Origin of the sequence: Phytopseudomonas flavescens (assembly GCF_900100535.1) — a bacterium.
GTDB lineage: Bacteria > Pseudomonadota > Gammaproteobacteria > Pseudomonadales > Pseudomonadaceae > Aquipseudomonas > Aquipseudomonas flavescens.
In genome coordinates this window covers 34,368-60,341 of record NZ_FNDG01000009.1, presented here as the reverse complement: position 1 = coordinate 60,341, position 25,974 = coordinate 34,368, and the positions used below count along the sequence as shown (strand labels likewise).

Sequence of the window (25,974 nt, the reverse complement as noted above, 5' to 3'; positions counted from 1 at the left end):
GCCGCGGTCTCGCGGCCAGGTTGCTTCCTGCCTCGCTGCTGGCTAGCATCGGGCTTTGCTCATATGACGTGACGATGCCGCCTTCCTCCCCTCCCCCGGCCCTTCGACAACAGCACACGGTGCTGGACACGCGCTATCAGGTAGAGACTCCGGAAGGCATCGACCTGGCCTTGCGCCCTGCAGGCCTGGTACCACGCGCGCTGGCTTTCACCATCGACCTGCTGATCCGCGGCACGATGCTCGCGGCCGTCTACCTGACGTTCGGCCTGTTCGGCCAGCTCGGCATGGGCATCGCCACCCTCGTGCTGTTCCTGGTGACCTGGTGGTACATGGTGCTGTTCGAAGTACTCAACCAGGGCCGCTCGCCGGGCAAGCAATTACTCGGCCTGCGGGTGGTGCATGACGATGGCACGCCGATCGGCTGGCCGGCCTCCCTGACGCGCAACCTGCTGCGCGTCGTCGACCTGCTGCCTTTCGCCTACACCCTGGGCATCATCAGTTGCCTGAGCAATCGCGCCTTCAAGCGCCTTGGCGACATTGCCGCAGGTACTCTGGTGGTCTATCGCGATCAGCCCGTCAAGCGCCCCAACCTGCCGGAGGCCGACGCAACGCCTGCACCCTTCCCTCTCGATTTCGCCGAGCAGCGCGCCATACTGGCTTTCGCCGAGCGCGGCGAAGGCCTGTCGACCGCGCGGCGCGCCGAGCTGGCGGCCATCCTCGCCGAGCCCCTGCAGGTGAATGCCGAACAGGCGGAAGGCAGAATCAACGGCATCGCCCGCAGCCTGCTGGGGCCGACATGAAGCAGAGTCTTTTCGAATCCAGGCACCAGCCACAGTGGCAGGCCTTCAGCGAGCAGCTTGGTCGACTGGAGGCAGGCAAAGCCGATGGGGAGAAAAGCCGTACCTTCGCTGCCGACTACCGCCGCCTGTGCCAGCATCTCGCCCTGGCCAGGGAGCGCGGCTACAGCAACCACCTGATCGATGAGCTGCAGCAACTGGCGTTGCGGGGCCATCAACAGTTCTATCGTCATCGCAGCGCCATAGGCCCGCAACTGATCGGCTTCGTGCTGGCCGGTTTTCCGCGCCTGGTGCGTGAGGAATGGCGCCTGGTAATGATCGCCAGCCTGCTGTTTTTCGGCAGCCTGGCCGTCATGGGCACCCTCGTCTACCTGTTTCCCGACCTCATCTACAGCCTCATGGACCCCGGCCGGGTCAGCGAGATGGAGAGCATGTACGACCCTGATACCTCGCGTCTGGGACGCTTCGGCGAGCGCGACTCCGGCGATGACTGGATGATGTTCGGTTACTACATCATGAACAACATCGGCATCGCCTTTCAGACCTTCGCCAGCGGTCTGCTGTTCGGCGTCGGCAGCCTGTTCTTCCTGCTGTTCAACGGACTGCTGATCGGCGCCGTGGCCGGTTACCTGACGCAACTGGGCTACGGCGAAACCTTCTGGTCGTTCGTGATCGGTCATGGCGCCTTCGAGCTGACCGCCATCGCCCTGGCCGGCGCCGCGGGCCTCAAGCTCGGCTGGGCACTGCTGGCTCCCGGGCGCCTGCGCCGTGGCGAAGCACTGCGTCTGGCCGCCACGCGCGCAGTACGGCTGCTGGGCGGGGCGGCCCTGTTCCTGCTGATCGCAGCCTTCATCGAGGCCTACTGGTCATCCATGACCTTCACCACGCCCCATAGCAAATACTGGGTGGGCGCCGGGCTCTGGACGCTGGTCCTGGCTTACCTGTGCCTGGCCGGCAGGGGACGACATGCGCCTGACTGACGCCAGCGTGGCGATCCGCCCACGCACACCCTGGGAAGCCGTCGATCTCGGCGTGCTCATGGCCGGCCGCCACCGCGGCCTGCTGATGGCCAGTTGGGCGGCCGTCACCCTGCCGGTCTTTGCCCTGCTCTGTGCGCTGCTGTGGCAGTACCCCAGTTGGGCCTTATTGGTTTTCTGGTGGTTGAAGCCGGCTTTCGAACGGCTACCGCTGTACATCCTGTCCCGCGCGCTGTTTGCCGATACGCCGACCTTCAAGCAGGCGCTCAAGGCGTTGCCCGGCCTGCTCAAGCCGCAGTTGCTGGCCAGCCTCACCTGGCGACGCTTCAGCCCGACTCGCAGCTTCGACCTCCCGGTGCTGCAGCTCGAAGGCCTCAAGGGCAAGGCGCGGGCGCAGCGACTCAACGTGCTGGCGCAACGCGATGCCGGTGCCGCGACCTGGCTGACCCTGGTTGGCGTGCACCTCGAAATGGCCTTGTGGATAGGGCTGGGCAGCCTGGGCTACCTGCTGATCCCCACCCAGGTGTCCACCGAATGGGACTGGCAGAGCCTGATCAATGCCGATACCAGTGAGTGGTTCTGGCTGGAGCACCTCTCCAACCTGGCCTACGTGCTGCTGCTGATTGTCTGGGAACCGATCTACGTCGCCTGCGGCTTCAGCCTGTACCTGAACCGCCGCACCGCGCTGGAGGGCTGGGATATCGAACTGGCCTTCCGCCGCCTGCGCCAGCGCCTGACCGGTGTTGCCTATGCGCTGCTGATGGGCTGCGGGCTGCTGCTGGCGCAGGTGCCGACGCCTGCGCTGGCAGACACGCCGCACGCCTGCCCACTGCCCACCGAAGACCCCAATGGCCCCCAGGCGGCACGGCTGCTTGCGCAACCGCTGAGCAGCGAAGCCTCCCGCCAATCGGTGCTGACGATCCTCGACCAGCCGCCCTTCGAGAACCGCGAGACGGTCACCCGCTGGCGCTTTGGCGACGACGACCAGGCCGATGAACAGGCGTCCTCGCAGGACACCCGCAAGGCGCTGGAAAACCTGCTGGAGATGTTCGAGAACTGGAGCGCACTGAAAGGCATCGCGCTGTTCTTCGAAGCCCTGCTGTGGGCGTTGCTGATCGGCATCATCGGCCTGGTGCTGTGGCGCTACCGCGAATGGCTGAGCGCCTTCGCAGGGCGAGTACGGCTGCGCCCCCCGGAAACGGATCGGTTGCCGGACCAGCTGTTCGGCCTGGAAGTGCAGCCACAGAGCCTGCCGGACGATGTCGCCGGCAGCGCCGAACGGCTCTGGCAGGACGACCCACGGGCGGCCCTCGGCCTGCTCTACCGCGCCCTGCTCAGCCGCCTGCTTCATGACCACAGGTTGCCACTCAAGAGTTCCCATACCGAAGCTGAAGTGCTGCCCCTGGTCGACGGCCTCGACGACCCGGAACTCAGCAACTTCAGCCAGACCCTGACCCGTCACTGGCAGAACCTAGCCTATGGCCACCGCCCACCACCGGCGGAGGCGCGCGCCGCGCTGTGCAATGACTGGCGACGCCTGATCGAACACGGTGGCCGGCCATGAATCGCACCGCACGTTTCGTCATCGGTGCTTTGCTGGTACTGGGCCTAGGCCTGCTCGGCAGCTATTTACTGGGCCGTGCCGAGCCCTACCAGGAGGAAGTGAGCCACGGCCCCTCACCACAGGCACGCGCCAACCCCTATATGGCCGCCGAGCATTTCCTGCGCAAACAGGGCCTGGAGGTGGCGCGTGCCGACAATCTCGCCGGCCTGGCCACATTGCCCAGCCGTGGCCATACCCTGGTGTTGCTCGGTAACCGCAGCAACCTGACGCCACGCCAAAGCCAGCGCCTGCTGCAATGGGCGGCACAGGGTGGTCACCTGCTGTTCATCGCCGAGCGCATGTGGGATGAGGAAAAAGGCCAGAGCGGCGACCTGCTGCTCGATGCCCTGGGCGTGCAGCAATACCCGGTCGAGAAACTCGACGAAGACGAGGAAGAAGCGGACAGCGCTGCCGACGAAGAAACCCCGGAGCCAGCCAGCGAGCAAAGCGGAGAAAAACCGACGGATGCCTATCCGCAGCTGACCAAACTGTACCTGGAGAACGAGCAGGCGCCGGCCTATGTCGATTTCGATACCGATTTCCACCTCTACGACGCCAATAACCTGGCCCATGTCTGGGCCAACAGCGGCGAAGCCACGCACCTGCTGCAGATCTACCGCGGCGATGGGCTGATCAGCATCGTCACCGACGCCTGGATCTGGCAGAACGCCAACCTGGCCGATTACGACAACGCCTGGCTGCTCTGGTACCTCACCCAGGACAGTGCCGTCACCCTGGTCTACAACGCCGACCGCGACAACCTGCTGACCCTCCTGCAACGCCACTTCGCTCCGGCCCTGCTGGCCCTCGGCCTCCTGCTGCTACTGGGCCTCTGGCACGCCGGCCAGCGTCGCGGCCCGCTGTTGCAAGCGCAACCGGCGAGCCGCCGGCAATTGCAGGAACACCTGCGCGGTGCAGCCGACTTCCTGCTCCGCCATGCTGGCCAGCAGCGCCTGCTGGACAACCTGCAGCAGGACATACTGCGCCGCGCCCGTCGCCGTCACCCCGGCTTCGAGCGCCTGGGCGTCGCCGATCAGTGGCAGATACTCGGCCGCCTCAGCCGCCAACCGTCTACGGCCATCAGCCAGGCCATGCGCCCGCTGAGCAAGCAACGCCTTTCCGCCAGCGACTTCACCCGCCAGGTCGCCCACCTGCAAACACTCAGGAATGCCCTATGAGCGAATACACGCCCGATCAGCCGAGCAGTCCGACCAGCGAAGCGGCCGATACGGCCGCCGTGCCGGCCACCAGCAATATCGCCCAGCAGCGCCAGCGTGCCAGCCAGTTGGCCCAGGCCCTGCGCCTGGAGCTACAGAAGGCGGTGATCGGCCAGACGGCGGTGATCGATGATGTGCTCACCGCGCTGATCGCCGGTGGCCATGTGCTGCTCGAAGGCGTGCCCGGCCTGGGCAAGACCCTGCTGGTGCGCGCCCTGGCCCGCTGCTTCGGCGGCGAGTTCGCACGTATCCAGTTCACGCCCGACCTGATGCCCAGCGACATCACCGGCCATGCCGTGTACGACCTGCAGAGCGAACAGTTCAAGCTGCGCAAGGGGCCGATCTTCACCAACCTGCTGCTCGCCGACGAGATCAACCGCGCCCCGGCCAAGACCCAGGCAGCCCTGCTGGAAGTCATGCAGGAGCGCCAGGTGACCCTGGAAGGCCGCGCGCTGGCGGTGCCGCTGCCGTTCATGGTGCTGGCCACCCAGAACCCCATCGAACAGGAAGGCACCTACCCGCTGCCGGAAGCCGAACTCGACCGTTTCATGCTCAAGCTGCACATGGATTATCCCGAGCAGGACGAAGAGCTCAGCATGGTCCGTCAGGTGACCCGCTCGACCAAGGCCGACATGCTCGAGGTCACGCCCTTGCGCACACTGCTGCAAGCCAAGGACGTACTGATCATGCAGAGGATCGCCGGCGATCTGCCGCTGGACGAGCAGGTGCTCGATTACGCCGTGCGCCTCGCCCGTGCGACCCGCAGCTGGCCGGGCCTGGCCATCGGCGCCGGGCCCCGCGCGTCCATCGCGCTGGTGCGCGGTGGGCGCGCCCGTGCCCTGCTGCGTGGCGGCGACTTCGTGCTGCCCGATGACATCAAGGGCTGCGCCCTGGCCGTGTTGCACCATCGCGTGCGCCTGTCGCCGGAGCTGGATATCGAGGGGCTGTCCATCGATCAGGTTCTGCTGCAATTGCTCGATCAGGTTCACGCGCCCCGTCTATGAACGCTTCGATCCTGGATAGCCCGGCATGAAGCCTTCCTCCCTGCTGCTGAGCCTGCTGGCCGGGCTGCTGGCGATCGCCATCGTGCTCGGCGCGCTGGATGCCCTGTCCGTTGCCGTGCCGGGGCGTCTCCTCGCGCTGTGGTGGGGCGCCTTGCTGGTGCTCACGGGCGCCGCACTGATCGACGCCCTGCGCCTGCACCGCCGAGCATCGCCACGTGTACAGCGGCACCTGCCGGGCAACCTGCCGCTGGGTCGCTGGAGCGACGTGCGACTGACCGTCCATCACACCTACCCGCGTGCCCTGCACGTCCAGGTATTCGACCATGTCCCCCAGGACATGGCTGTCGAGCATCTGCCGCAGCGGGTCGAGCTGCGCCCGGGCGAACAGACCACCTTCAGCTACCGGGTGCGTCCGTTGCTGCGGGGTCATTTCGTCTTTGCGCGCTGCGAGGTCAGCCTGCCCAGCCCGTTGCATCTGTGGCAGGCGCGGCGCCGCCTGGACGTGCGCGACGAAGCGCGCGTCTACCCGGATTTCGCCCGCCTGTACGGCGCGCAACTGATGGCCGTGGACGACTGGGTCGCCCAGTTGGGCGTGCGCCAGCAGCAGCGGCGCGGCCTCGGCCAGGAATTTCATCAACTGCGCGAATTCCGCGATGGCGACACGCTGCGCCAGATCGACTGGAAGGCCACGGCGCGCAAGCGCACGCCCATCGCCCGTGAGTATCAGGACGAACGTGACCAGCAGATCCTGTTTCTGATCGACTGCGGCCGCCGCATGCGCAGCCAGGACGGCGAGCTGTCGCATTTCGACCATGCGCTCAACGCCAGCCTGCTGCTCGGCTACGTGGCCCTGCGCCAGGGCGATGCGGTGGGCCTGATGACCTTCGCCGGCGAGCAAAACCGCTACCTGGCGCCGGTCAAGGGCCAGGCTCAGGTCAATGTGCTACTCAACGCCGTCTACGACCTGCAGAGCACCCAGCGCCCGGCCGACTACGCCGCCGCAGCCGATAGCCTGCTCGGCCGCCAGGGCAGGCGGGCCCTGGTGGTGCTGATCAGCAACCTGCGCGACGAAGATGACGAGGAGTTGCTGGGGGCGGTGAAACGCCTGGAGCGCAGGCACCGGGTGCTGATCGCCAGCCTGCGCGAGGAAGTGCTCGACAGCCTGCGGCATACCCAGGTGCATGACTACGAGTCGGCCTTGAACTACTGCGGCGCCGTGGACTACCTCAACGCCCGCAACACCCTGCACGAGCGCCTGGCCGCCCACAACGTCCCGGTGCTCGACGCCCGGCCGGGCGAACTCGGCCCCGAGCTGGTCAACCGCTACCTGGCCTGGAAAAAGGCCGGCGTGCTGTAACAGCCATTCTGGCTGCGCGGATGGAGCGCAGCGATGCCCGGCAGATCATGCCCCGGGTTTCGCTGGGCTCAATCGCAGGCTGCAGGTGACAGTTGTTTGTTTCTGGCGGCTGCCCTGGACACGCACCATTCCTTATACTGCGCCCCATCGATTTCGCCTGTGGAGCACATGCCTGTGAATTTTTCCTCCTGGACAGCCAAGGAGCGCCTGATTTCAGGGGCTTTCTTCGCCGTGGCCGTCGGTTGCCTGCTGTATGGCTTCACGACCGGCGTACCACCCATGAGCAGCGAGTTCTTTTCGATGTTCGCCGTGGTGTCGCTGGTGGTTGGCCTGGCACTGACGCCCCGCTTCATGCTCCAGCCATTGCGGGAAAGCCTGGGCAGCAACCTGTCGAAGCCGATGCGCGTCGCCCTGGGTTTCTTCTGCGCCTTCCAGCTGATTGCCGTGATACGCGTGATAGTCGGCTGATACCACGCCTTCCGCATTGTTCATGCCGTCTCGATGGGCATCACCGTCACCTGCACCTCGGGATCGTGGTCACCCCCACCGAGAATCACCCCGCGCAACGGGGAAACATCGGAAAAGTCCCGGCCCCAGGCCAGGGTGATGTGCTCCAGCGCCGGCAGGATGTTGTTGGTCGGGTCGAAGTCCACCCAGCCGTTGCGCGGGCAATACACCGACACCCAGGCATGCGAGGCATCGGCACCGATCAGCCGCGGCTGGCCGGGAGGCGGCTGGGTGAGCAGGTAGCCGCTGACGTAGCGCGCCGCCAGGCCCCGGGAACGCAGGCAGGCGAGCATCAGGTGGGCGAAGTCCTGACAGACCCCGCGGCGCTCCTCGAGCACCTTGAGCAGCGGCGTCGCCACCTGGGTGGCTTCGGCGTCGAAGGTGAACTCGTCGAAGATCTTCTGCATCAGCGCGCGCACCGAGAGCAGCAGCGGCTGCTCGGGCAGGAAGCAATCGTCGGCGAACAGGCTGAAGGCGCGCTTCAGGCGCACATAGGGTGACTGAAAACGGTAGCGCGTGGCATCCAGCAGTGCTGGCTCCCAGGACCGACCGTGGTAGCCCAGGGCTTCGCGGGCGGACTCCCAGGATGGCGAATCCTGCAGATCGAGGTAAGCCCGTGGCAGCACCTCGACGTTCAGCCTGGCACAGACCTTCAGGGCGTCGTGGGGGCGCTCGAAGACCAGGCGGGTCAGCGGATTGCCGAATACATCGAGGCTGTCGTGACGCAGGCAGGGCTGCGGTGTGATCTGCAGATGGCGCTCTTCACAGCGTTGCCAGGGGCAGTCGCGTGGCCAAAGGTGGGCCAGTTGCTGGGCCAGGGACACCGGCGAGGCGTAGCGATAATGGGTGTCGTGCAGCACCTGATAACGTGCACTCATGACGAGCGGGTCCCCTGGCTGGCGGCAACGTGCACGAAAAAGCGCAGGGCCAGCTGGTCCGACGCCTTGCCGGACGCCTGGCCGATGGCCTCGAGCAGGTCGGCCAGGCCATCGAGTACCGCGCGAATACCGCGGGCACCGAACAACGGGTTTTCCAGGCTGCGCAGATCGACAGCGCTCAACTGCCGCTCGAGCTGCGCCAGCGCCGGCGCCTCGGGCAAGTGGAAGCGCTCGGCCAGGCTGTCCAGCGAGCGCAGCAATGTACGCACCTGGAACAGCACCGCATGGGGGTTCTGCTCATCGAGCAGGAGCAGGTCGAGTACCGGAATCAGCTGTGCCGACGCCATGTAGCGGGTGCGGTAGGTGATGCTGCTGTTACCCAGCTCCAGCAGCCATTGCAGCGCCGACTGATCGTCGGGCGCGCTGCCGCGCAGGAAGCCGCCGACGCTGTCGCAGAGGAACTGCAGGCGCTCGATGCAGCGGCCGATCATCAGAAAGCGCCAGCCGTCGTCACGGGTCATGTCGTCCAGGGCGAAACCGGAGAGCGCCGCCAGGGACATCAGCAGGCGGTTGAGGAAGTCCAGCAACTGGCCGAAATCGCCGCCACGGGCCTCCAGGTTCTGCGCGTCACGCTGCAGCTCTACCAGCGCCTGCCAGTTGGCCTGGGACAGCTTGCCGCGCACGCTGCCCGCGGTCCATTGCAGACGTTGCAGGTTGGTGCGCAGGCTGGCCGGCCATTCGGCACCGAGCACCGCCTCCAGCAGCCGGGCATCCAGTGCGCCGTGCTCCTCATCTGGCAGCAGGCCGAGGCTTTCGCCCAGGTCCAGCGCAGCGTCCAGGGCCTGTGGATCGTCATCGTCATCGACGTAACGACCGAGCATGATGCGCAACAGCCGCGCGCTGTCTTCGCAGCGCTCGCTGTAGCGGCCGAACCAGAACAGGTTTTCTACCACCCGCGACGGCAGGTAGGGGTCGCTGCGCACCAGATCGGCGGCGCCCAGCGGGCGCATGCCCTGCCAGGGTTCACCCGGTCCGTGGCGCTCGCCGAGCACCCAGGTGTCCTTGCTGGCCCCCCCACGCTGCATGGACACCACTTCGGCATCCGCTTCCGCGGCCACCCGGGTCAGGCCGCCCGCCATCACCCGATAACCCTCGGCACTGGCCACGGCGAACACGCGCATGCCGATGGCTCGGGGCTGCAGCGTGCCCTCTTCCGCGTGCCAGACCGGCGCCTGGGACAATTGTGCCAGCGCCTGGGCGACGTAGGCATAGGGGCGCAGACGCAGGCGTGCGGCCAGTTCGGCACGCTGCGCGGCATCCAGGTCATGGCCGAACACCGGGGTGAAACTCTGCGAGGGAAAACTCGGACGGATCAGCAGCTCCGGCAGTTTTTCCAGGGCTTGCTCCAGTACCGGTGCCTCGCCGCACCACCAACTGGCGACGCTCGGCAGCAGCAACGGCTCACCCAGCAGCTTCTCGCTGATCGCCGGCAGGAAGCCCGGTAGCCCAGGCGCCTCGAGCACTCCGCTGCCCAGCGCGTTGGCCACCAGTACCCGCCCCTGACGCACCGCCTCCAGCAGGCCGGGCACACCCAGCGCGGAGTCGGTACGCAGCTCCAGGGGGTCGCAGAAGTCATCGTCGAGACGGCGCAGCACCGCATGCACGCGGCGCAACCCGGCGAGGGTCTTGAGATAGAGGGTGGCGTCGCGCACGGTCAGGTCGCTGCCTTCGACCAGTGGATAGCCCAGCTGGCGTGCCAGGTAGAGGTGTTCGAAGTAGCTCTCGTTGAAACGCCCGGGGGTCAGCACCACCACCAGCGGCGTTTCGCCATCGGCCGGGGCCTGGCGCGCCAGGGTGTCCTGCAGGGTACGGAAGAACCCCGACAGGTATTGCACGCCGAGGTCACGGTACAGCTCCGGGAAGGCACGGGAAACGATCTGCCGGTTTTCCAGTGCATAACCGGCACCGGAAGGCGCCTGGGTACGATCCGCCGTCACCCACCAGCGGCCATCGGGGGCACGGGCCAGGTCCACGGCGTACACATGCAGGAAGGTGCCGCCCGGTGGCTGCAGCCCCTGGCACGGCCAGAGGAAATTCTCGTGGCCGAAGACCAGTTCCGGCGGCAGCAGGCCGTCGGCCAGCAACTGCTGCGGGCCGTAGAGATCGGCCAGCACCCTGTCGAGCAGCACGGCACGCTGCGCCACCCCGGCGGCGATGGTCTGCCACTCGGCGGCAGGAATCAGGTTGGGCAGCAGATCCAGTTCCCAGGGTCGGTCCGCGCCATCGGGATCGGCGTAGACGTTATAGGTAACGCCGTTTTCCTGGATCTGTCGGGTCAGCATGGCCTGGCGCTGCTGCAACTGCGCAGGGCGGCTGCGTTGCAGGTGGGCCAGCAGCCTGCGCCAGTGCGGGCGAACCTGCCCGCTGGCGTCGAGCAGTTCATCGTAGCCCCCATCGTTGGGCGGATAATCGGCGAGCAGGTCAGCCATCGATGTCTCGGTGATATCTTGTCGTGGGATTGCAATAAGAGCATAACCCGCGCCGTCAGAGGCGGCGCAGGTCCAGGGTCATCGGCAGCTCATGGTTGCGGCTCGGTGCCAGCGCCGCGCGTTTCCCCGGGCTGTGGCCCAGGCGGAAGAAGCGAGCCAGGCGTCGGCTTTCCGCCTCATAGGCGTTCACCGGCAGGCTGTCATAGTTGCGCCCGCCCGGATGGGCGACATGATACTGGCATCCACCGATGGAGCGGTTCATCCAGGTGTCCACCAGGTCGAAGATCAACGGCGCATGCACGCCGATGGTCGGTTGCAGGCAGGCTGCGGGCTGCCAGGCACGGAAGCGCACCCCGGCAACGAACTCGCCGGCTCTGCCGGTGGCGTGCAAGGGCACCGGCACGCCATTGCAGGTCAGCACGTAACGATCCGGGGTCAGGCCATTGACCTTGACCTGCATCCGTTCGAGGGACGAGTCGACATAACGCACCGTACCGCCCACCGCGCCCTCCTCGCCGAGCACGTGCCAAGGCTCCAGCGCCTGACGCAGTTCCAGATCGATGCCCCTGACGTTGAAGTCGCCGGCCTTGGGGAAGCGAAATTCGAAATGCGCGGCGAACCAGTCGGCACGCAGGCGATAACCGAAGGTGGTCAGCTCCTGCAGCACATCGGCGAAATCCTGCTCGACGAAGTGCGACAGCAAAAACCGGTCGTGCAGTTCGGTGCCCCAGCGCACCAGACGCGCAGGCCGATAGGGCTCCTTCCAGAACCGCGCGATCAGCGCCCGCAGCAACAGTTGCTGGGCCAGACTCATCTGCGCATGGGGTGGCATCTCGAAGGCGCGCAACTCGAGCAGGCCCAGGCGACCGGAGGCCGAATCCGGGGAATACAGCTTGTCGATGCAGAACTCGGCACGGTGGGTATTGCCGGTGACATCGACCAACAGGTTGCGCAGCAGGCGGTCGACCAGCCAGGGCGGGCACTCGCGACCGGGCTCGGGCATCTGCGCGAAGGCGATTTCCAGCTCGTAGAGCGCGTCGTTACGGGCTTCGTCGACCCGCGGCGCCTGAGAGGTCGGGCCGATGAACAACCCGGAGAACAGATAGGAAAGCGACGGGTGGTTGTGCCAGTAGCTGATCAGGCTGCGCAGCAGGTCGGGGCGGCGCAGGAAGGGCGAATCCGCCGGCGTGGCGCCACCGAGGACGAAGTGGTTGCCACCCCCGGTTCCGGTGTGGCGGCCGTCGATCATGAACTTCTCGCTGCTCAGGCGGCACTGACGCGCCTGCTCGTAGAGGAACTCGGTGCGCTCGACCAGTTCGTCCCAACTGGCCGCCGGGTGAATGTTCACCTCGATCACGCCAGGATCCGGGGTCACCCGGAAGAATTGCAGCCGCGGGTCATTCGGCGGCTCATAGCCTTCGAGCAGCACCGGGCAATCCAGCTCGGCGGCGGTCTCCTCGATCGCGGCAACCAGCTCCAGGTAGTCCTCGAGGTCGCTCAACGGCGGCATGAACAGGTACAACCGGCCATCGCGGGGCTCGGCACACAAGGCCGTGCGCACCACATCGGCTGCCGACTGACCGCGCTTGGGTTTGCCTGGCGCGTTGCCGCGGCTGCCATTCCATACGCCGCGCGCCTGGTGCTGCAGCTCGGCGGCGCCGGGCAGCGGCGCGAACACCTGAGACGGATCCGCAGGGGTCACGTACGGGTATTCCTCGGCTTTCACCCAGGGCAGCGAATCCAGCGGCAGGCGATAGCCCAGGGCCGAATCCCCGGGTACCAGGCGGCAATACTCATCGCGCAGGTACCAGGAACCACTGCGCCAGCCCGCGCGTCGGCTGTCGCGGGCCAGCGGCAGGACATGACCGATGACCCGGTCGAAGCCCTGCTCGAATACCCGGCGCAGGCGCTCGCGCTCCAGCGGGTCGGCCAGGCGGGCATCTTCGGGGGAGACGTTGTCGGGCAAACGCCCCTCACGCCACAGGTAGTAGAGGCCGTCTTCGAAAGCAGGGAAGCTGTGGGCAGCGTCGACACCCAGGCGCTCGGCCAGGTGGGCGAGAAAGCGCGCGGCCGTGTCTGCATCGGCGCCATAGTCGCGCCCTTCGTCGGCCAGCAGCTCGGCGTTGTGCCAGACCGGCTGGCCGTCACGGCGCCAGAAGGCATTCAGCGACCAGCGCGGCAACTGCTCGCCCGGGTACCACTTGCCCTGCCCGAAATGCACCAGGGCGGCGGGCGCGTAATGCTCGCGCAGGCGCAGGAACAGGTCCGTGGCCAGTCGGCGTTTGTTCGGCCCCAAGGCCGCGGTGTTCCATTCGGCGTCATCCGGGTAATCGAGGGCGACGAACGTCGGTTCGCCGCCCATGGTCAGGCGCACGTCGGCGGCCTGCAGGTCTTCGTCGACGCGGCGGCCCAGGTCGACGATGTCACGCCACTGGTTGTCGCTGTAAGGCTTGGTGACCCGCGGCGCTTCCCAGATACGCTCCACGCGCATCTCATGGCTGAACTCGCTTTCGCAGTCATCCACCGCCCCACTGATCGGCGCTGCCGACGATGGCTCCGGGCTGCAGGCCAGGGGAATGTGGCCCTCGCCGGCGAACAGCCCGCTGGTGGGGTCGAGGCCGATCCAGCCGGCACCTGGCAGGTACACCTCGCACCAGGCGTGCAGGTCGGTGAAATCCACCTCGGTCCCCGACGGGCCGTCCAGGGATTTGACGTCGGCACTGAGCTGGATCAGGTAGCCGGACACGAAACGTGCGGCCAGGCCCAGGTGACGGAACAGCTGGACCAGCAGCCAGGATGAATCACGGCACGAGCCCGAGGCATTGGCCAGGGTCTGCTCGGGCGTCTGCACGCCCGGCTCCATGCGGATCAGGTAATCGATATCGGCGGCCAGACGCTGATTCAGGGCGACCAGGAAATCCACGCTGGCCTTTGGCGTACGGTCGATGTTCGCCAGGTAGTCGTTGAAGCGCGCCTCGCCGGGCAGCTTGACCAGATAGGGCGCCAGCTCGCGCTGCTCGCCTGCGGTGTAGGTCAGGGGGATCTGCTCGGCATAGGGCTCGAGGAAGAAGTCGAACGGGTTGAATACCGCCATCTCGGCGACCAGGTCGACTTCGACGCGCAACTCGCGGGTTTTTTCCGGGAACACCAGGCGCGCCAGGTAGTTGCCCTGGGGGTCCTGCTGCCAGTTGATGAAGTGCTCGCCCGGCTCGACGCTCAGCGAATAGGAGAGGATCCGCGTGCGACTGTGGGGAGCCGGGCGCAGGCGGATGATCTGTGGCCCCAGATTGATGGCACGGTCGTAGCGGTAATGGGTAACGTGGTGCAACGCGACATGAATCGACACGGCGGGCCTCCTGGAAGCCTGGGCGATGGACATAACGGCGCAAGACTTGTGCCAGCGTATGCCTGTGGCGGCGCGGCGAACGGCGGGGCGAACACATGGCCCTGACATGGGGCACGCCACGCCCCACGCCGAACACCACGCACCATAACAGCACCTTAGCCAGTGCAGTGCGCTTCCGTTACCATCGGCACACCCAGTAGCGAGAAGCGGCATGTATATCTATCGATTGGTTCTGATCCTGGTAGTGGGCATCTACCTGTTCTCGCCCGCCATCATGGACTGGTGGATCGACCCCGACGGCGCCTGGTACCGGCCCTACATGCTGTGGCTGATCCTCATCGTCGTGACCTTCATCCTGCAGAGCCAGCGCGATGCGGACGAACTTTGACATGCCAGTGAGCACGCCTGCCTTCATCCGCAGCGCCAGCCCAGGGCAGATCAACGACGACAGGCTGGTGGGCTGCCCGCTGACCGCTATTCCCCTCTCCCCGCAGAGCCAACGTGATGCCAACGAGCTTTAGTCTCAGCGGGTTGATGGCGGTCAGCGCCGCCTACCTGTTCGTGTTATTCAGCGTCGCCTGGTGCGCCGATCGCGGCCTGATTCCGCGCCGGCTGATTCGTCACCCGCTGACCTATACCCTGTCGCTGGGCGTATACGCCAGTGCCTGGGCCTTCTATGGCACCGTCGGCCTGGCCTACCAGTACGGCTACGGTTTCCTGGCCAGCTACCTGGGCGTGACCGGGGCGTTCCTGCTCGCACCGGTGCTGCTCTACCCGATCCTGCGCATCACCCGCACCTATCAGTTGTCGTCCCTGGCCGATCTGTTCGCCTTTCGCTTTCGCAGCACCTGGGCCGGTGCGCTGAGCACCCTGTGCATGCTGGTCGCCGTGCTGCCGCTGCTGGCCCTGCAGATCCAGGCGGTCACCGACGCCATCGGCATCCTCACCCGCCAGCCGGTGCAGCCACAGGTCGCGCTGGCCTTCTGCGTGCTGTTCATCCTAGTCACCATCCTGTTCGGCGCCCGCCACCTGGCCACCCGGGAAAAGCACGAGGGGCTGGTGTTCGCCATCGCCTTCGAGTCGGTGGTCAAGCTGCTGGCCATGGGCGCCATCGGCCTCTATGCGCTGTACGCGGTATTCGATGGCCCGCGTGAGCTGGAACAGTGGCTGGTGCTCAACCAGGCGGCCCTGGCCAGTCTGCACACGCCGCTGCAGGAAGGGCCGTGGCGCACCCTTCTGCTGGTGTTCTTCGCTTCGGCCATCGTCATGCCGCACATGTACCACATGACCTTCACCGAGAACCTCAACCCACGCGCACTGGTCAGTGCCAGCTGGGGTCTGCCGCTGTTCCTGCTGCTGATGAGCCTGGCCGTGCCACTGATTCTCTGGGCCAGCCTGCGCCTCGGCTCGACCACCAGCCCGGAATACTTCACCCTCGGCCTGGGTATCGCCGTGGACAGCCCGACCCTGGCGCTGATCGCCTACATCGGCGGCCTGTCCGCCTCCAGCGGGCTGATCATCGTCACCACCCTGGCGCTGTCGGGCATGCTGCTCAACCACGTGGTGCTGCCGCTCTACCAGCCACCGGCCGAAGGCAACATCTACCGCTGGCTGAAATGGACGCGCCGCGCCCTGATCGTCGCCATCATCTTCGCCAGTTACGCTTTCTATAACCTGCTCGACGCGCAGCAGGACCTGGCCAACCTGGGCATCGTGTCCTTCGTCGCCACCCTGCAGTTCCTGCCCGGCGTGCTCTCGGTGCTGTACTGGCCGACCGCCAATCGCCGCGGCTTCATCGCCGGCCTGCTGGCCGGTATCGGCGTGTGGGCGGTCAGCATGCTGATGCCGCTGCTGGGCACCCTGCCCGGCCTCTACGTGCCGGTTCTGGATCTGGTCTACGTGCTGGATGACAGCAGTTGGCACCTGGCGGCCATTGCCTCGCTGGCGACCAACGTGCTGGTGTTCACCCTGGTTTCGGTGTTCACCAACTCGAGCCCGGAAGAGGACAGCGCGGCAGAAGCCTGCGCCGTGGATAACGTGCGTCGCCCACAGCGCCGTGAACTGCTGGCGCTGTCGCCCCAGGAGTTCGCCACCCAGCTGGCCAAGCCGCTGGGTGCCAAGACCGCGCAGCGTGAGGTCGAGCAGGCGCTGCGCGACCTGCACCTGCCGTTCGACGAGAGCCGCCCCTATGCGCTGCGCCGCCTGCGCGACCGCCTGGAAGCCAACCTGTCGGGGCTGATGGGCCCGAGCGTGGCCCAGGACATCGTCGAATCCTTCCTGCCTTACAAGTCCGGCAGCGAAAGCTACGTGACCGAGGATATCCACTTCATCGAGAGTCGCCTGGAGGATTACCACTCGCGCCTCACCGGCCTCGCCGCCGAACTCGACGCCCTGCGCCGCTATCATCGCCAGACCCTGCAGGAACTGCCCATGGGTGTCTGCTCCCTGGCCAAGGATCACGAGATCCTGATGTGGAACAGGGCCATGGAAGAGCTCACCGAAATCCCCGCACAGCGCATCGTCGGCTCACGCCTGTCGACCCTTGCCGAGCCCTGGCGCGGCCTGCTGCAACGCTTCATCGAAACCCCCGACGAGCACCTGCACAAGCAGCGTCTCGCCCTCGACGGCCAGACCCGCTGGCTCAACCTGCACAAGGCGGCCATCGACGAACCGCTGGCTCCCGGCAACAGCGGCCTGGTCCTGCTGGTCGAGGACCTGACCGAAACCCAGATGCTCGAAGACAAACTGGTGCACTCCGAGCGCCTGGCCAGTATCGGCCGCCTGGCCGCCGGGGTGGCCCACGAAATCGGCAACCCGATCACCGGCATCGACTGCCTGGCGCAGAACCTGCGCGAAGAACGTGAAGGCGATGCCGAGCTGACCGAGATCAGCGGGCAGATCCTCGAACAGACCAGGCGGGTCACGCGCATCGTCCACTCGCTGATGAACTTCGCCCATTCCGGTAACCATCAACGGGCGGACGAACCGGTGTGCCTGGCTGAAATCGCCCAGGAAGCCATCGGTCTGCTGGCGCTTAACCGACGCAGCGTGGACGTGCAATTCTACAACCTGTGCAAACCGGAACACTGGGCGGACGGCGATGCCCAGCGCCTGGCCCAGGTACTGATCAACCTGCTGAGCAATGCCCGTGACGCCTCGCCGGCCGGGGGTGCCATCCGCGTGCGCAGCGAAGCGTCGGAGCACACCGTCGACCTGATCGTAGAGGATGAAGGCAGCGGGATTCCCAAAGGCGTGATGGATCGGCTGTTCGAGCCGTTCTTCACCACCAAGGATCCCGGCAAGGGAACCGGACTCGGCCTCGCGCTGGTCTATTCCATCGTGGAAGAGCATTATGGCCAGATAACAATCGACAGCCCGATCGACCCCGAGCAGCGACGTGGCACCCGCATCAGGGTAACGCTGCCGCGGCATATCGAGGCACTGCCACTGGCAACCTAAACACCAGAGAACCGCACTCCCGGCTGCACCGTGGCCCGGCTTGGCCGCAGGCACCGTGGAAGCAGGTTCCGAGAACGTCGAGAGAATTCGATTAAATGCCTCATATCCTGATCGTCGAAGATGAAACCATCATCCGCTCCGCCCTGCGTCGCCTGCTCGAACGCAACCAGTACCAGGTCAGCGAGGCCGGTTCGGTGCAGGAAGCTCAGGAGCGCTTCGACATTCCGGGGTTCGATCTGGTGGTCAGTGACCTGCGCCTGCCAGGCGCACCGGGTACCGAGCTGATCAAACTGGCCCAGGGCGCTCCGGTGCTGATCATGACCAGCTATGCGAGCCTGCGCTCGGCGGTCGACTCGATGAAAATGGGCGCCGTGGATTACATCGCCAAGCCCTTCGATCATGACGAGATGCTGCAAGCCGTGGCGCGCATCCTGCGTGACCGCCAGGCGACGCAAGGCCAGCCAGGCGGCGCACCGGCCACTGCACGCGCAGCGGAAAAGGCCGACAAGGGCACCCAGAGCGAAATCGGCATCATCGGCTCCAGTCCTGCCATGCTGGAGCTGTACAGCAAGATCCGAAAGGTTGCCCCTACCGACTCCAATGTACTGGTGCAGGGCGAGTCCGGTACCGGCAAGGAGCTGGTCGCTCGCGCCCTGCACAACCTGTCGAAACGCGCCAAGGCACCGCTGATTTCGGTCAACTGCGCAGCGATCCCGGAAACGTTGATCGAGTCCGAACTGTTCGGCCATGAAAAAGGCGCGTTCACCGGCGCCAGCGCCAGCCGCGCCGGCCTGGTGGAAGCCGCCGACGGTGGCACCCTGTTCCTCGATGAAATCGGCGAACTGCCGCTGGAAGCCCAGGCCCGCCTACTGCGGGTGCTGCAGGAAGGCGAGATCCGCCGGGTTGGCTCGGTACAGTCGCAGAAGGTCGACGTACGCCTGATCGCGGCGACTCACCGCGACCTGAAAACCCTGTCGAAAACTGGCCAGTTCCGCGAAGACCTCTATTACCGGCTGCACGTCATCGCCTTGAAACTGCCGCCATTGCGCGAGCGCGGCAGCGACGTGCTGGAAATCGCCCGCGCCTTCCTGCTGCGCCAGTCCACCCGCATGGGGCGCACCGACCTGCATTTCGGCCCGGACGCGGAGCAGGCCATCCACCATTACAGCTGGCCGGGTAACGTGCGGGAACTGGAGAACGCCATCGAGCGCTCGGTAATTCTCTGCGACGGCAGCACCATCAACGCTGACCTGCTGGGTATCGACATCGAACTCGAAGAGCTCGGCAACGATGCCTTCATTGGGCTGTTGCCCCACAGTGCATCGGTCAACACCACCAGCCAGGACCCCAGCGAGGACCTGTCGCTGGAAGACTATTTCCAGCACTTCGTGCTCGAGCACCAGGATCACATGACCGAGACCGAACTGGCCCGCAAGCTGGGAATCAGCCGCAAGTGCCTGTGGGAACGTCGCCAGCGGCTGGGCATTCCACGACGCAAATCCAGCGTGGCCAGCGAATGACCCGCCCGGTAACCGTGCAGAGGCTCTAGCACGGGTGTTACCGGCACCACGAAAGGACGTAACAATGCCGGGGTTTACGGTAACGGAATCCCGGCTTTTTTTGCCTCGGCAAAAGCACAAAAAACCAACCCCATGTTTTAAAAGGAAAAATTAAAACTGGCACGACGCATGCTTTATCTCTTGCACAACAACAATAACAAGCATGGCCCACGACAATAAAAATAAGACGAGACGACTCCAGCACAATAAGAACAAGACGGCAGGAGACGCAGCTAACTGATTCTTTTGGAGAGGATTTCCTCATGGGGCCTTGCCCCGTAACCAGATAGAGAACAATAAAACTGTCGATAGGCGGTACCGGTTCTGGTTGGGTCGAAGACCCGAGGTCGCGTCAGCATCCAAAGTAATCCGTTTGCTCTTGCTCCCGATGACGGGAGGTTTTCCGGACGACATGGAACCCGGAACGGGTGATCGAATAAGAGCAACAAGCCCGTATAACAAGAAAAACGTGTTGCAACATTTGTGGGGGAGCTTCGGCTCCCCCTGTAACTCGTGCCTCGGCCTGCCCTTCCAGCCCCCGCTTACACCCATCCCCGACTCAATGCTAGAATTCGCGCTATTTCTGCGCCTTTACATTATTCTGGCCGTTCATTTCGTCATACAGTGCCCTCCATGCTGAAAAAGCTGTTCAAGTCCTTCCGTTCGCCGCTGCGCCGCGCTCACCAGCCTCACAGCACGCCGCACGTGCTGAACAACAACCAGCACCCGATCCAGCGCGGACAGATCAGCCGCTACGCTATCAGCGTGGTAGAGCGTCTGCAGAACGCAGGCTACGAGGCCTATCTGGTCGGTGGCTGCGTGCGTGATCTGCTGCTGGGCATCGAACCCAAGGACTTCGACGTCGCCACCAGCGCCACCCCGGAACAGGTCAGGGGCGAATTCCGTAACGCCCGGGTGATCGGCCGCCGCTTCAAGCTGGTCCATGTGCACTTCGGCCGCGAGATTATCGAAACCGCGACCTTCCGCGCCAACCACCCGCAAGGTGAAGAGGAAGAAGACAGTAACCAGTCCTCGCGCAACGAGAGTGGCCGCATCCTGCGCGACAACGTCTACGGGACACTGGAAGACGACGCCCAGCGGCGCGACTTCACCATCAATGCGCTGTACTACGATCCGGTATCCGAGCGGATTCTCGACTACGCCAATGGCATGCACGACATCCGCAACAACCTGGTGCGGCTGATCGGCAACCCCACGCAGCGTTATCAGGAGGATCCGGTGCGCATGCTGCGTGCCGTGCGCTTCGCCGCCAAGCTGGACTTCGACATCGAGAAGCACAGTGCCGACCCCATCTTCGACCTGGCCCCTCTGCTGGCGGGCATTCCCGCCGCTCGCCTGTTCGACGAAGTGCTCAAGCTGTTTCTCAGCGGCTACGCCATCTACACCTATGACCTGCTGGTGGACTACGGCCTGTTCGGCCAACTGTTCCCGGCCAGTGCTGCGGCGCTGAGACAGAACCCGGAGTACACCGACACGCTGATCCGCAACGCCCTGGACAGCACCGACCTGCGCATCCATCAGGGCAAGCCGGTGACGCCCGCCTTCCTGTTCGCCGCCCTACTCTGGCCAGCCCTGCCGGCGCGGGTAATCCGCCTCCAGGAACGTGGCATGCCGGCGATCCCGGCCATGCAGGAAGCGGCTCACGAACTGATCGCCGAACAGTGCCAGCGCATCGCCGTGCCCAAGCGTTTCACTCTGCCGATCCGCGAAATCTGGGACATGCAGGAGCGCCTGCCCCGTCGCAGCGGCAAGCGCGCCGACCTGCTGCTGGACAACCCTCGCTTCCGCGCCGGTTACGACTTCCTGCTGCTGCGCGAGAGCGCTGGCGAGGAAACCGACGGCCTCGGCGACTGGTGGACGGATTATCAGGACGCCAGCGACAGCGACCGGCGGGTGATGATCCGCAACCTGTCCAGCAAGGACGACGCACCTGGCGCTCCCCGCAAGCGTCGCCGCAGTGGCGGCGGCAAGCGCAAGCGTAGCCCTCAGGGCGGCGGCGCAGCCGAGTAAGCATGGAACGTGTCCATATCGGCCTGGGCAGCAACCTCGCCGAACCCGCCGAACAGTTGCGCCAGGCGCTCGCCGCGCTCGAGCAACTGCCAGGCACCCGCCTCGCGGCAGTTTCCTCCTTCTATGTCAGCGATTCGCTGCTGCCCGGCCAGCCGCGCTACACCAATGCCGTGGCGGCCCTGGAGACCGCTCTGCAGCCGTTGCAGCTGCTCGATGCGCTGCAGGCCATCGAACAGGGTCAGGGCCGCGAACGTCACGCACGCTGGGGCCCGCGTACGCTCGACCTGGATATCCTGCTGTTCGGCGAGCGCCTGATCGACGAGCCACGACTGCGCGTCCCGCATTACCACATGCACGCCCGGGCCTTCGTGCTCTACCCACTGGCGGAAATCGCTGCCGGCCTGGAATTGCCCGATGGCCGCTCCCTCGGCGCGCTGCTGGCGGCCTGCCCCTTCGAGGGCCTGGAACGCCTGACGCCCTGAAGCGGGTGGTTATGCCGCTGGCGGTAACGACGTAACAACGCGGTAACACATTCGATTGACTTGCCCCCTCGCCATCGGGACTATAGCCACCCATTGCCCCGTGCCGGGGCAAGAAGGGCCGCCAGACAGGCCGAATCGAGGCGGCCTGGTTGCCTCTTGAATGCCAGCAAGAACCTGCTCCACGAGAGCCTGAATTCAACAGGCCCGCACAGGTTCCGAGTGAGGATACGTTCATGCCTGATGTAACCCTGACCACCCTGCAAGCGCTCAAGCAGAAGGGCGAAAAGATCACCATGCTGACCTGCTACGACGCCACCTTCGCCAAGGTCAGCTCGCTGGCAGGCGTGGAAGTGCTGCTGATCGGGGACTCCCTTGGAATGGTGCTGCAGGGACATGACAGTACGCTGCCGGTCAGCGTCAACGACATGGCCTACCACACGGCCAGCGTCAAACGTGGCAACCGCGGTGCGCTGATCGTAGCCGACCTGCCCTTCATGGCATACGCCACCGTGGATCAAGCCCTGCAAAATGCCGGCGCCTTGATGCAGGCGGGTGCGCATATGGTCAAGATCGAAGGCACCGCCTGGCTGGCCGAATCCATCACACGCCTGGCTGAACGTGGCGTGCCGGTGTGCGCACACATGGGCCTGACCCCGCAAACCGTGAATATTCTCGGCGGCTACAAGGTGCAGGGCCGTCAGGAGGCACAGGCCCGGCAGATGGTCGCCGACGCCATCGCCCTGGAGCAGGCCGGTGCGGCGATGCTGCTGCTCGAGTGCGTGCCGGTCGACCTGGCGGGCGAGATCAGCCGCACCGTGAAGATACCGGTCATCGGCATTGGCGCCGGTCCACAGACCGACGGCCAGGTGCTGGTGCTGCACGACATGCTCGGGGTGTCCCTGACGGGCCGCATGGCCAAGTTCGTGAAGAACTTCATGGACGGCCAGGCCAGTATCGAAGACGCCATCGCGGCCTATGTGAAGGCCGTGAAGGACGTCAGCTTCCCGGCCGCCGAACACGGATTCTCCGCATGAACACCGTGAAGACCGTGCGCGAGCTGCGCACTGCGGTTGCCCAGGCCCGTGCCGAAGGCAAGCAGATCGGCCTGGTGCCGACCATGGGCAACCTGCACGCCGGCCACGCCGCACTGGTGGAAAAGGCCGCGCAACGTAGCGACTTCGTGGTTGCCAGCATCTTCGTCAACCCGATGCAGTTCGGGCCCTCCGAGGATCTCGACAAGTACCCGCGCACCCTCCAGGCCGACCAGCAGCGCCTGGTCGACGCTGGCTGCCATCTGCTGTTCCACCCGGACGCCCTCGAGATGTACCCCGGCGGCATGGGCGAGCAGACCCGCATCAGCGTGCCGGGCGTGTCCGAGGGGCTTTGCGGTGCCAGCCGCCCTGGCCACTTCGAGGGCGTCGCCACCGTGGTCACCAAACTGTTCAACATGGTGCAGCCCGATCTGGCGGTTTTCGGCCAGAAGGACTTCCAGCAACTGGCGGTGATCCGCACCCTGGTGCGCGACCTCAACATGCCGATCCAGATCATCGGCGAACCCACCGTGCGCACCGAGAGCGGCCTGGCCCTGTCGTCGCGCAACGGTTACCTGAGCGATGAGCAGCGCGAGACCGCCACCGTCCTCTACCGCTCGCTGCAACACATCGCCCAGGCCATCCAGGCTGGCGAACGCGACCTGCCAGCCCTGATCGCCCAGGCGCAGCGCCAGCATGCCGATGCCGGCCTGCGCGCCGACTACCTGGAAGTACGCGAGGCGCAGGACCTGCGCCAGCTCAGCCCGGGCGACCGCGAGCTGGTCGTGCTGGTGGCCGCCTATCTGGGTGATACCCGGCTGATCGACAACCTGAGCTTCACCCTCGATCAGGGCTACTGACGGCCACCTCCACCGGGCCTGAAAACCCGGATACACTCGAAAGCCCGGACAATCATCCGGGCTTTTTGGTAGGTACCACCCTCGCTGAAGTCTGCCCAACCCGATGCCCCAACAAGGAAGCCCCATGGCATATTACCAACAGCCGCTCGATGTTCTCGCCCTCCCGACCTGGCAGGCGTTGCAGCAGCATCGCCAGGCCATGCAGCACTTCAGCATGCGCGACGCCTTCGCTGGCAACCCGCAGCGTTTCGAGCAGTTTTCCCTGAGCAGTTGCGGCCTGTTTCTCGACTATTCGAAGAACCTGGCCAGTGACGAGACCCTCTCGCTGTTGATGGCGCTGGCCCGCGAAGCCGGTCTGGAGCAGTCGATCCGCGCCATGTTCGACGGCGAGAAGCTCAATGCCTCGGAGGGTCGCCCGGCGCTGCATACCGCACTGCGCCGGCCGCTCGGCGACAAGGTGCTGGTCGACGGCGTCGACGTGATGCCCCAGGTGCAGCGGGTACTGCAGCAGATGACCGAGCTGGTCGGGCGCATCCACAACGGCCTGTGGCGCGGTTACACCGAAAAACCCATCACCGATGTGGTGAACATCGGCATCGGCGGCTCGTTCCTCGGCCCGCAACTGGTTTCCGAGGCGCTGCTGCCCTTCGCCCAGCGCGGCGTGCGCTGCCACTACCTGGCCAATATCGACGGCAGCGAATTCCACGAGCTGTCGGCCAAGCTGCAGGCCGAAACCACCCTGTTCATCGTTTCGTCGAAGTCCTTCGGCACTCTGGAAACCCTCAAGAACGCCCAGGCCGCTCGCGGCTGGTACCTGGCTCAGGGCGGCTCCGAGGCCGAGCTGTATCGTCATTTCATCGCCGTGTCGAGCAACCGCGAAGCCGCGGTGGCGTTCGGTATCCGCGAAGAGAACATCTTCCCGATGTGGGACTGGGTCGGTGGGCGTTACTCGCTGTGGTCGGCCATCGGCCTGCCGATCGCCCTGTCCATCGGCATGTCCAACTTCAAGGAGCTGCTGGCCGGGGCCTACAGCATGGATGTGCACTTCAAGACCGCGCCCTTCGAGCAGAACATGCCGGTCCTGCTGGCCTTGCTGGGTATCTGGTACGGCAATTTCTGGGACGCCCAGAGCCAGGCGATCCTGCCGTACGACCATTACCTGCGCAACATCACCCGGCACCTGCAGCAACTCGACATGGAGTCCAACGGCAAGAGCGTGCGCCAGGACGGTAGCCCGGTCAGCGGCGCGACCGGCCCAGTGATCTGGGGCGGCGTGGGCTGTAATGGCCAGCACGCCTATCACCAGCTGCTGCACCAGGGCACCCAGCTGATCCCGGCGGACTTCATCGTTCCGGTGGTCAGCTACAACCCGGTCGCCGACCACCACCAGTGGCTGTACGCCAACTGCCTGTCGCAGAGCCAGGCGCTGATGCTCGGCAAGTCCCGCGAGGAAGCCGAGGATGAACTGCGCGCCAAGGGCATGGACGAGGACGAGGTGCAGCGCCTGGCACCGCACAAGGTGATCCCCGGCAACCGTCCGAGCAACACCCTGGTGCTGGAGCGCATCAGCCCCCGCCGCCTCGGCGCGCTGGTGGCCCTGTACGAGCACAAGGTCTTCGCCCAGAGCGCCATCTGGGGCATCAACGCCTTCGACCAGTGGGGCGTGGAACTCGGCAAGGAGTTGGGCAAGGGTGTCTATTCGCGCATGGTCGGCAGCGAGCAAAGCCATGCCGAAGACGGCTCCACCCAGGGGTTGATCAACTACTTCCGTGGCCGCCATCGCGGTTGACGCCGGCGGGCGCAACCCATCGCGGCCAGCGCCCGCGATAGGTTGCAACACTCCTGCTGCCCGTCCGATTCGACCAACAAAACCAGGCTGCTAACCTTAGGTCTGTCGAGTCTCTCCCTGCCCGGGCGAGGCCATCGACACACGGCCGATGGCGCCCCGCAAGACAGGCGGAACCTCGCGCCGCGCAGTAACAGCCGAAAGCGGGCCGGCACGGCGAAGCGAGTGAGTCAAAAGCCTGCGACTTCAGGGCACCTCTAACAACGTAGGCGAGGCAGTCAGCGCGAGGCAAAAACAGGCGAGAAAGCGGAGTTTACCAGTTGTAAATGAGCATGATTGGACTCGCATTCGAGCCTGTTTTTAACGTTGCGATGACAACGCAGGTAGTTTCTAGAGGTGCCCTTCAGGTGCTGCACAGGAGCGGTTCGAGGGAGGCACCTGGCCTGGACTCGCCCACGGAGCGGCCCTCGACGCAGCGATGACGAGGCACGGCGGTATCGCTGCAGGAAGTGGAACGACGCCGCAAGCCAAAGCCGAGGGCGTTTGTAGACGTGCCCTGCTCAGCTCCTATAACAACAAGGGTAATCCGCC

The 25,974-nt window shown here is 65.4% G+C and carries 19 protein-coding genes; 16 read left to right on the top strand and 3 right to left on the bottom strand.

The genetic code is table 11. The annotated features are described in order from the left end of the window. Positions 1–74 precede the first annotated feature (74 nt). From BLR94_RS13380 to BLR94_RS13350, 7 genes are all read left to right on the top strand, one after another. Positions 75–800 carry an RDD family protein gene (locus BLR94_RS13380; RefSeq protein ID WP_084306253.1) on the top strand — a complete coding sequence of 242 codons (726 nt, stop codon included), beginning with the start codon at positions 75–77 and terminating at the stop codon, positions 798–800. After that, entirely contained in the window at positions 797–1,777 is a 981-nt protein-coding gene (locus BLR94_RS13375; RefSeq protein WP_084306252.1) for a stage II sporulation protein M, read from the top strand. The genes BLR94_RS13380 and BLR94_RS13375 overlap by 4 nt, the downstream gene beginning before the upstream one ends. After that, positions 1,764–3,338: a DUF4129 domain-containing protein gene (locus tag BLR94_RS13370; RefSeq protein WP_084306251.1), complete on the top strand. Its 1,575-nt coding sequence runs from the start codon at positions 1,764–1,766 to the stop codon at positions 3,336–3,338. The genes BLR94_RS13375 and BLR94_RS13370 overlap by 14 nt, the downstream gene beginning before the upstream one ends. Beyond that, positions 3,335–4,555, top strand: coding sequence for a DUF4350 domain-containing protein (locus BLR94_RS13365; RefSeq protein WP_084306250.1), 1,221 nt, complete (start codon positions 3,335–3,337; stop codon positions 4,553–4,555). The genes BLR94_RS13370 and BLR94_RS13365 overlap by 4 nt, the downstream gene beginning before the upstream one ends. After that, entirely contained in the window at positions 4,552–5,598 is a 1,047-nt protein-coding gene (locus BLR94_RS13360; RefSeq protein WP_084306249.1) for an AAA family ATPase, read from the top strand. The genes BLR94_RS13365 and BLR94_RS13360 overlap by 4 nt, the downstream gene beginning before the upstream one ends. A gap of 25 nt (positions 5,599–5,623) precedes the next feature. Continuing rightward, on the top strand, positions 5,624–6,955 hold the full coding sequence (locus BLR94_RS13355; protein ID WP_084306248.1) for a DUF58 domain-containing protein: 1,332 nt from the start codon (positions 5,624–5,626) through the stop codon (positions 6,953–6,955). 174 nt (positions 6,956–7,129) lie between these two features. Continuing rightward, the gene (locus tag BLR94_RS13350) at positions 7,130–7,423 is read left to right on the top strand and encodes a hypothetical protein (protein WP_139207448.1); all 294 of its coding nucleotides are present in this window, start codon (positions 7,130–7,132) and stop codon (positions 7,421–7,423) included. A gap of 20 nt (positions 7,424–7,443) precedes the next feature. Here the strand turns inward: BLR94_RS13350 and BLR94_RS13345 are convergent, their stop codons facing one another. From BLR94_RS13345 to BLR94_RS13335, 3 genes are read right to left on the bottom strand one after another with little or no spacing between them, the layout of a single operon-like run. Then, positions 7,444–8,340 (bottom strand): transglutaminase family protein, encoded by an 897-nt coding sequence (locus BLR94_RS13345; protein WP_084306246.1) that lies wholly within the window; start codon positions 8,338–8,340, stop codon positions 7,444–7,446. Further along, positions 8,337–10,829 carry a circularly permuted type 2 ATP-grasp protein gene (locus BLR94_RS13340; protein WP_084306245.1) on the bottom strand — a complete coding sequence of 831 codons (2,493 nt, stop codon included), beginning with the start codon at positions 10,827–10,829 and terminating at the stop codon, positions 8,337–8,339. Before BLR94_RS13340 ends, BLR94_RS13345 begins: the two co-directional genes overlap by 4 nt. A gap of 55 nt (positions 10,830–10,884) precedes the next feature. Then, a complete protein-coding gene (locus BLR94_RS13335) occupies positions 10,885–14,175 on the bottom strand; it encodes a transglutaminase family protein (RefSeq protein ID WP_084306244.1) in 3,291 nt (1,096 codons plus the stop codon). A gap of 211 nt (positions 14,176–14,386) precedes the next feature. Here BLR94_RS13335 and BLR94_RS13330 point away from each other — a divergent pair, with 211 nt between their 5' ends. The 9 genes from BLR94_RS13330 (at position 14,387) to pgi (ending at position 25,386) form a co-directional block, all read left to right on the top strand. Further along, on the top strand, positions 14,387–14,563 hold the full coding sequence (locus BLR94_RS13330; protein WP_090423710.1) for a hypothetical protein: 177 nt from the start codon (positions 14,387–14,389) through the stop codon (positions 14,561–14,563). 1 nt (position 14,564) lies between these two features. Continuing rightward, on the top strand, positions 14,565–14,696 hold the full coding sequence (locus tag BLR94_RS28180) for a hypothetical protein (RefSeq protein WP_279615859.1): 132 nt from the start codon (positions 14,565–14,567) through the stop codon (positions 14,694–14,696). After that, positions 14,680–17,634: a sensor histidine kinase gene (locus tag BLR94_RS13325; protein WP_084306243.1), complete on the top strand. Its 2,955-nt coding sequence runs from the start codon at positions 14,680–14,682 to the stop codon at positions 17,632–17,634. Before BLR94_RS28180 ends, BLR94_RS13325 begins: the two co-directional genes overlap by 17 nt. A 95-nt stretch (positions 17,635–17,729) precedes the next feature. Beyond that, on the top strand, positions 17,730–19,154 hold the full coding sequence (locus BLR94_RS13320) for a sigma-54-dependent transcriptional regulator (protein ID WP_084306242.1): 1,425 nt from the start codon (positions 17,730–17,732) through the stop codon (positions 19,152–19,154). A 672-nt stretch (positions 19,155–19,826) separates the two neighbouring features. Next, positions 19,827–21,224: a polynucleotide adenylyltransferase PcnB gene (locus tag BLR94_RS13315; protein WP_084306241.1), complete on the top strand. Its 1,398-nt coding sequence runs from the start codon at positions 19,827–19,829 to the stop codon at positions 21,222–21,224. A gap of 2 nt (positions 21,225–21,226) precedes the next feature. Next, positions 21,227–21,706, top strand: coding sequence for a 2-amino-4-hydroxy-6-hydroxymethyldihydropteridine diphosphokinase (folK, locus tag BLR94_RS13310; RefSeq protein ID WP_084306240.1), 480 nt, complete (start codon positions 21,227–21,229; stop codon positions 21,704–21,706). A gap of 233 nt (positions 21,707–21,939) precedes the next feature. Next, positions 21,940–22,740: a 3-methyl-2-oxobutanoate hydroxymethyltransferase gene (gene panB / locus BLR94_RS13305; protein ID WP_084306239.1), complete on the top strand. Its 801-nt coding sequence runs from the start codon at positions 21,940–21,942 to the stop codon at positions 22,738–22,740. After that, the gene (gene panC / locus BLR94_RS13300) at positions 22,737–23,597 is read left to right on the top strand and encodes a pantoate--beta-alanine ligase (protein ID WP_084306238.1); all 861 of its coding nucleotides are present in this window, start codon (positions 22,737–22,739) and stop codon (positions 23,595–23,597) included. The genes panB and panC overlap by 4 nt, the downstream gene beginning before the upstream one ends. 124 nt (positions 23,598–23,721) lie before the next feature. Then, a complete protein-coding gene (pgi, locus tag BLR94_RS13295; RefSeq protein ID WP_084306237.1) occupies positions 23,722–25,386 on the top strand; it encodes a glucose-6-phosphate isomerase in 1,665 nt (554 codons plus the stop codon). Positions 25,387–25,974 lie beyond the last annotated feature (588 nt).

What these genes read in the sequence shown, in the direction of transcription:
- BLR94_RS13380 (WP_084306253.1), top strand. Translation starts at nt 75, where the DNA reads ATGCCGCCTTCCTCCCCTCCCCCGGCCCTTCGACAACAGCACACGGTG.
- BLR94_RS13375 (WP_084306252.1), top strand. Translation starts at nt 797, where the DNA reads ATGAAGCAGAGTCTTTTCGAATCCAGGCACCAGCCACAGTGGCAGGCC.
- BLR94_RS13370 (WP_084306251.1), top strand. Translation starts at nt 1,764, where the DNA reads ATGCGCCTGACTGACGCCAGCGTGGCGATCCGCCCACGCACACCCTGG.
- BLR94_RS13365 (WP_084306250.1), top strand. Translation starts at nt 3,335, where the DNA reads ATGAATCGCACCGCACGTTTCGTCATCGGTGCTTTGCTGGTACTGGGC.
- BLR94_RS13360 (WP_084306249.1), top strand. Translation starts at nt 4,552, where the DNA reads ATGAGCGAATACACGCCCGATCAGCCGAGCAGTCCGACCAGCGAAGCG.
- BLR94_RS13355 (WP_084306248.1), top strand. Translation starts at nt 5,624, where the DNA reads ATGAAGCCTTCCTCCCTGCTGCTGAGCCTGCTGGCCGGGCTGCTGGCG.
- BLR94_RS13345 (WP_084306246.1), bottom strand. Translation starts at nt 8,340, where the DNA reads ATGAGTGCACGTTATCAGGTGCTGCACGACACCCATTATCGCTACGCC.
- BLR94_RS13340 (WP_084306245.1), bottom strand. Translation starts at nt 10,829, where the DNA reads ATGGCTGACCTGCTCGCCGATTATCCGCCCAACGATGGGGGCTACGAT.
- BLR94_RS13330 (WP_090423710.1), top strand. Translation starts at nt 14,387, where the DNA reads ATGTATATCTATCGATTGGTTCTGATCCTGGTAGTGGGCATCTACCTG.
- BLR94_RS28180 (WP_279615859.1), top strand. Translation starts at nt 14,565, where the DNA reads ATGCCAGTGAGCACGCCTGCCTTCATCCGCAGCGCCAGCCCAGGGCAG.
- BLR94_RS13325 (WP_084306243.1), top strand. Translation starts at nt 14,680, where the DNA reads ATGCCAACGAGCTTTAGTCTCAGCGGGTTGATGGCGGTCAGCGCCGCC.
- BLR94_RS13320 (WP_084306242.1), top strand. Translation starts at nt 17,730, where the DNA reads ATGCCTCATATCCTGATCGTCGAAGATGAAACCATCATCCGCTCCGCC.
- BLR94_RS13315 (WP_084306241.1), top strand. Translation starts at nt 19,827, where the DNA reads ATGCTGAAAAAGCTGTTCAAGTCCTTCCGTTCGCCGCTGCGCCGCGCT.
- folK (WP_084306240.1), top strand. Translation starts at nt 21,227, where the DNA reads ATGGAACGTGTCCATATCGGCCTGGGCAGCAACCTCGCCGAACCCGCC.
- panB (WP_084306239.1), top strand. Translation starts at nt 21,940, where the DNA reads ATGCCTGATGTAACCCTGACCACCCTGCAAGCGCTCAAGCAGAAGGGC.
- panC (WP_084306238.1), top strand. Translation starts at nt 22,737, where the DNA reads ATGAACACCGTGAAGACCGTGCGCGAGCTGCGCACTGCGGTTGCCCAG.
- pgi (WP_084306237.1), top strand. Translation starts at nt 23,722, where the DNA reads ATGGCATATTACCAACAGCCGCTCGATGTTCTCGCCCTCCCGACCTGG.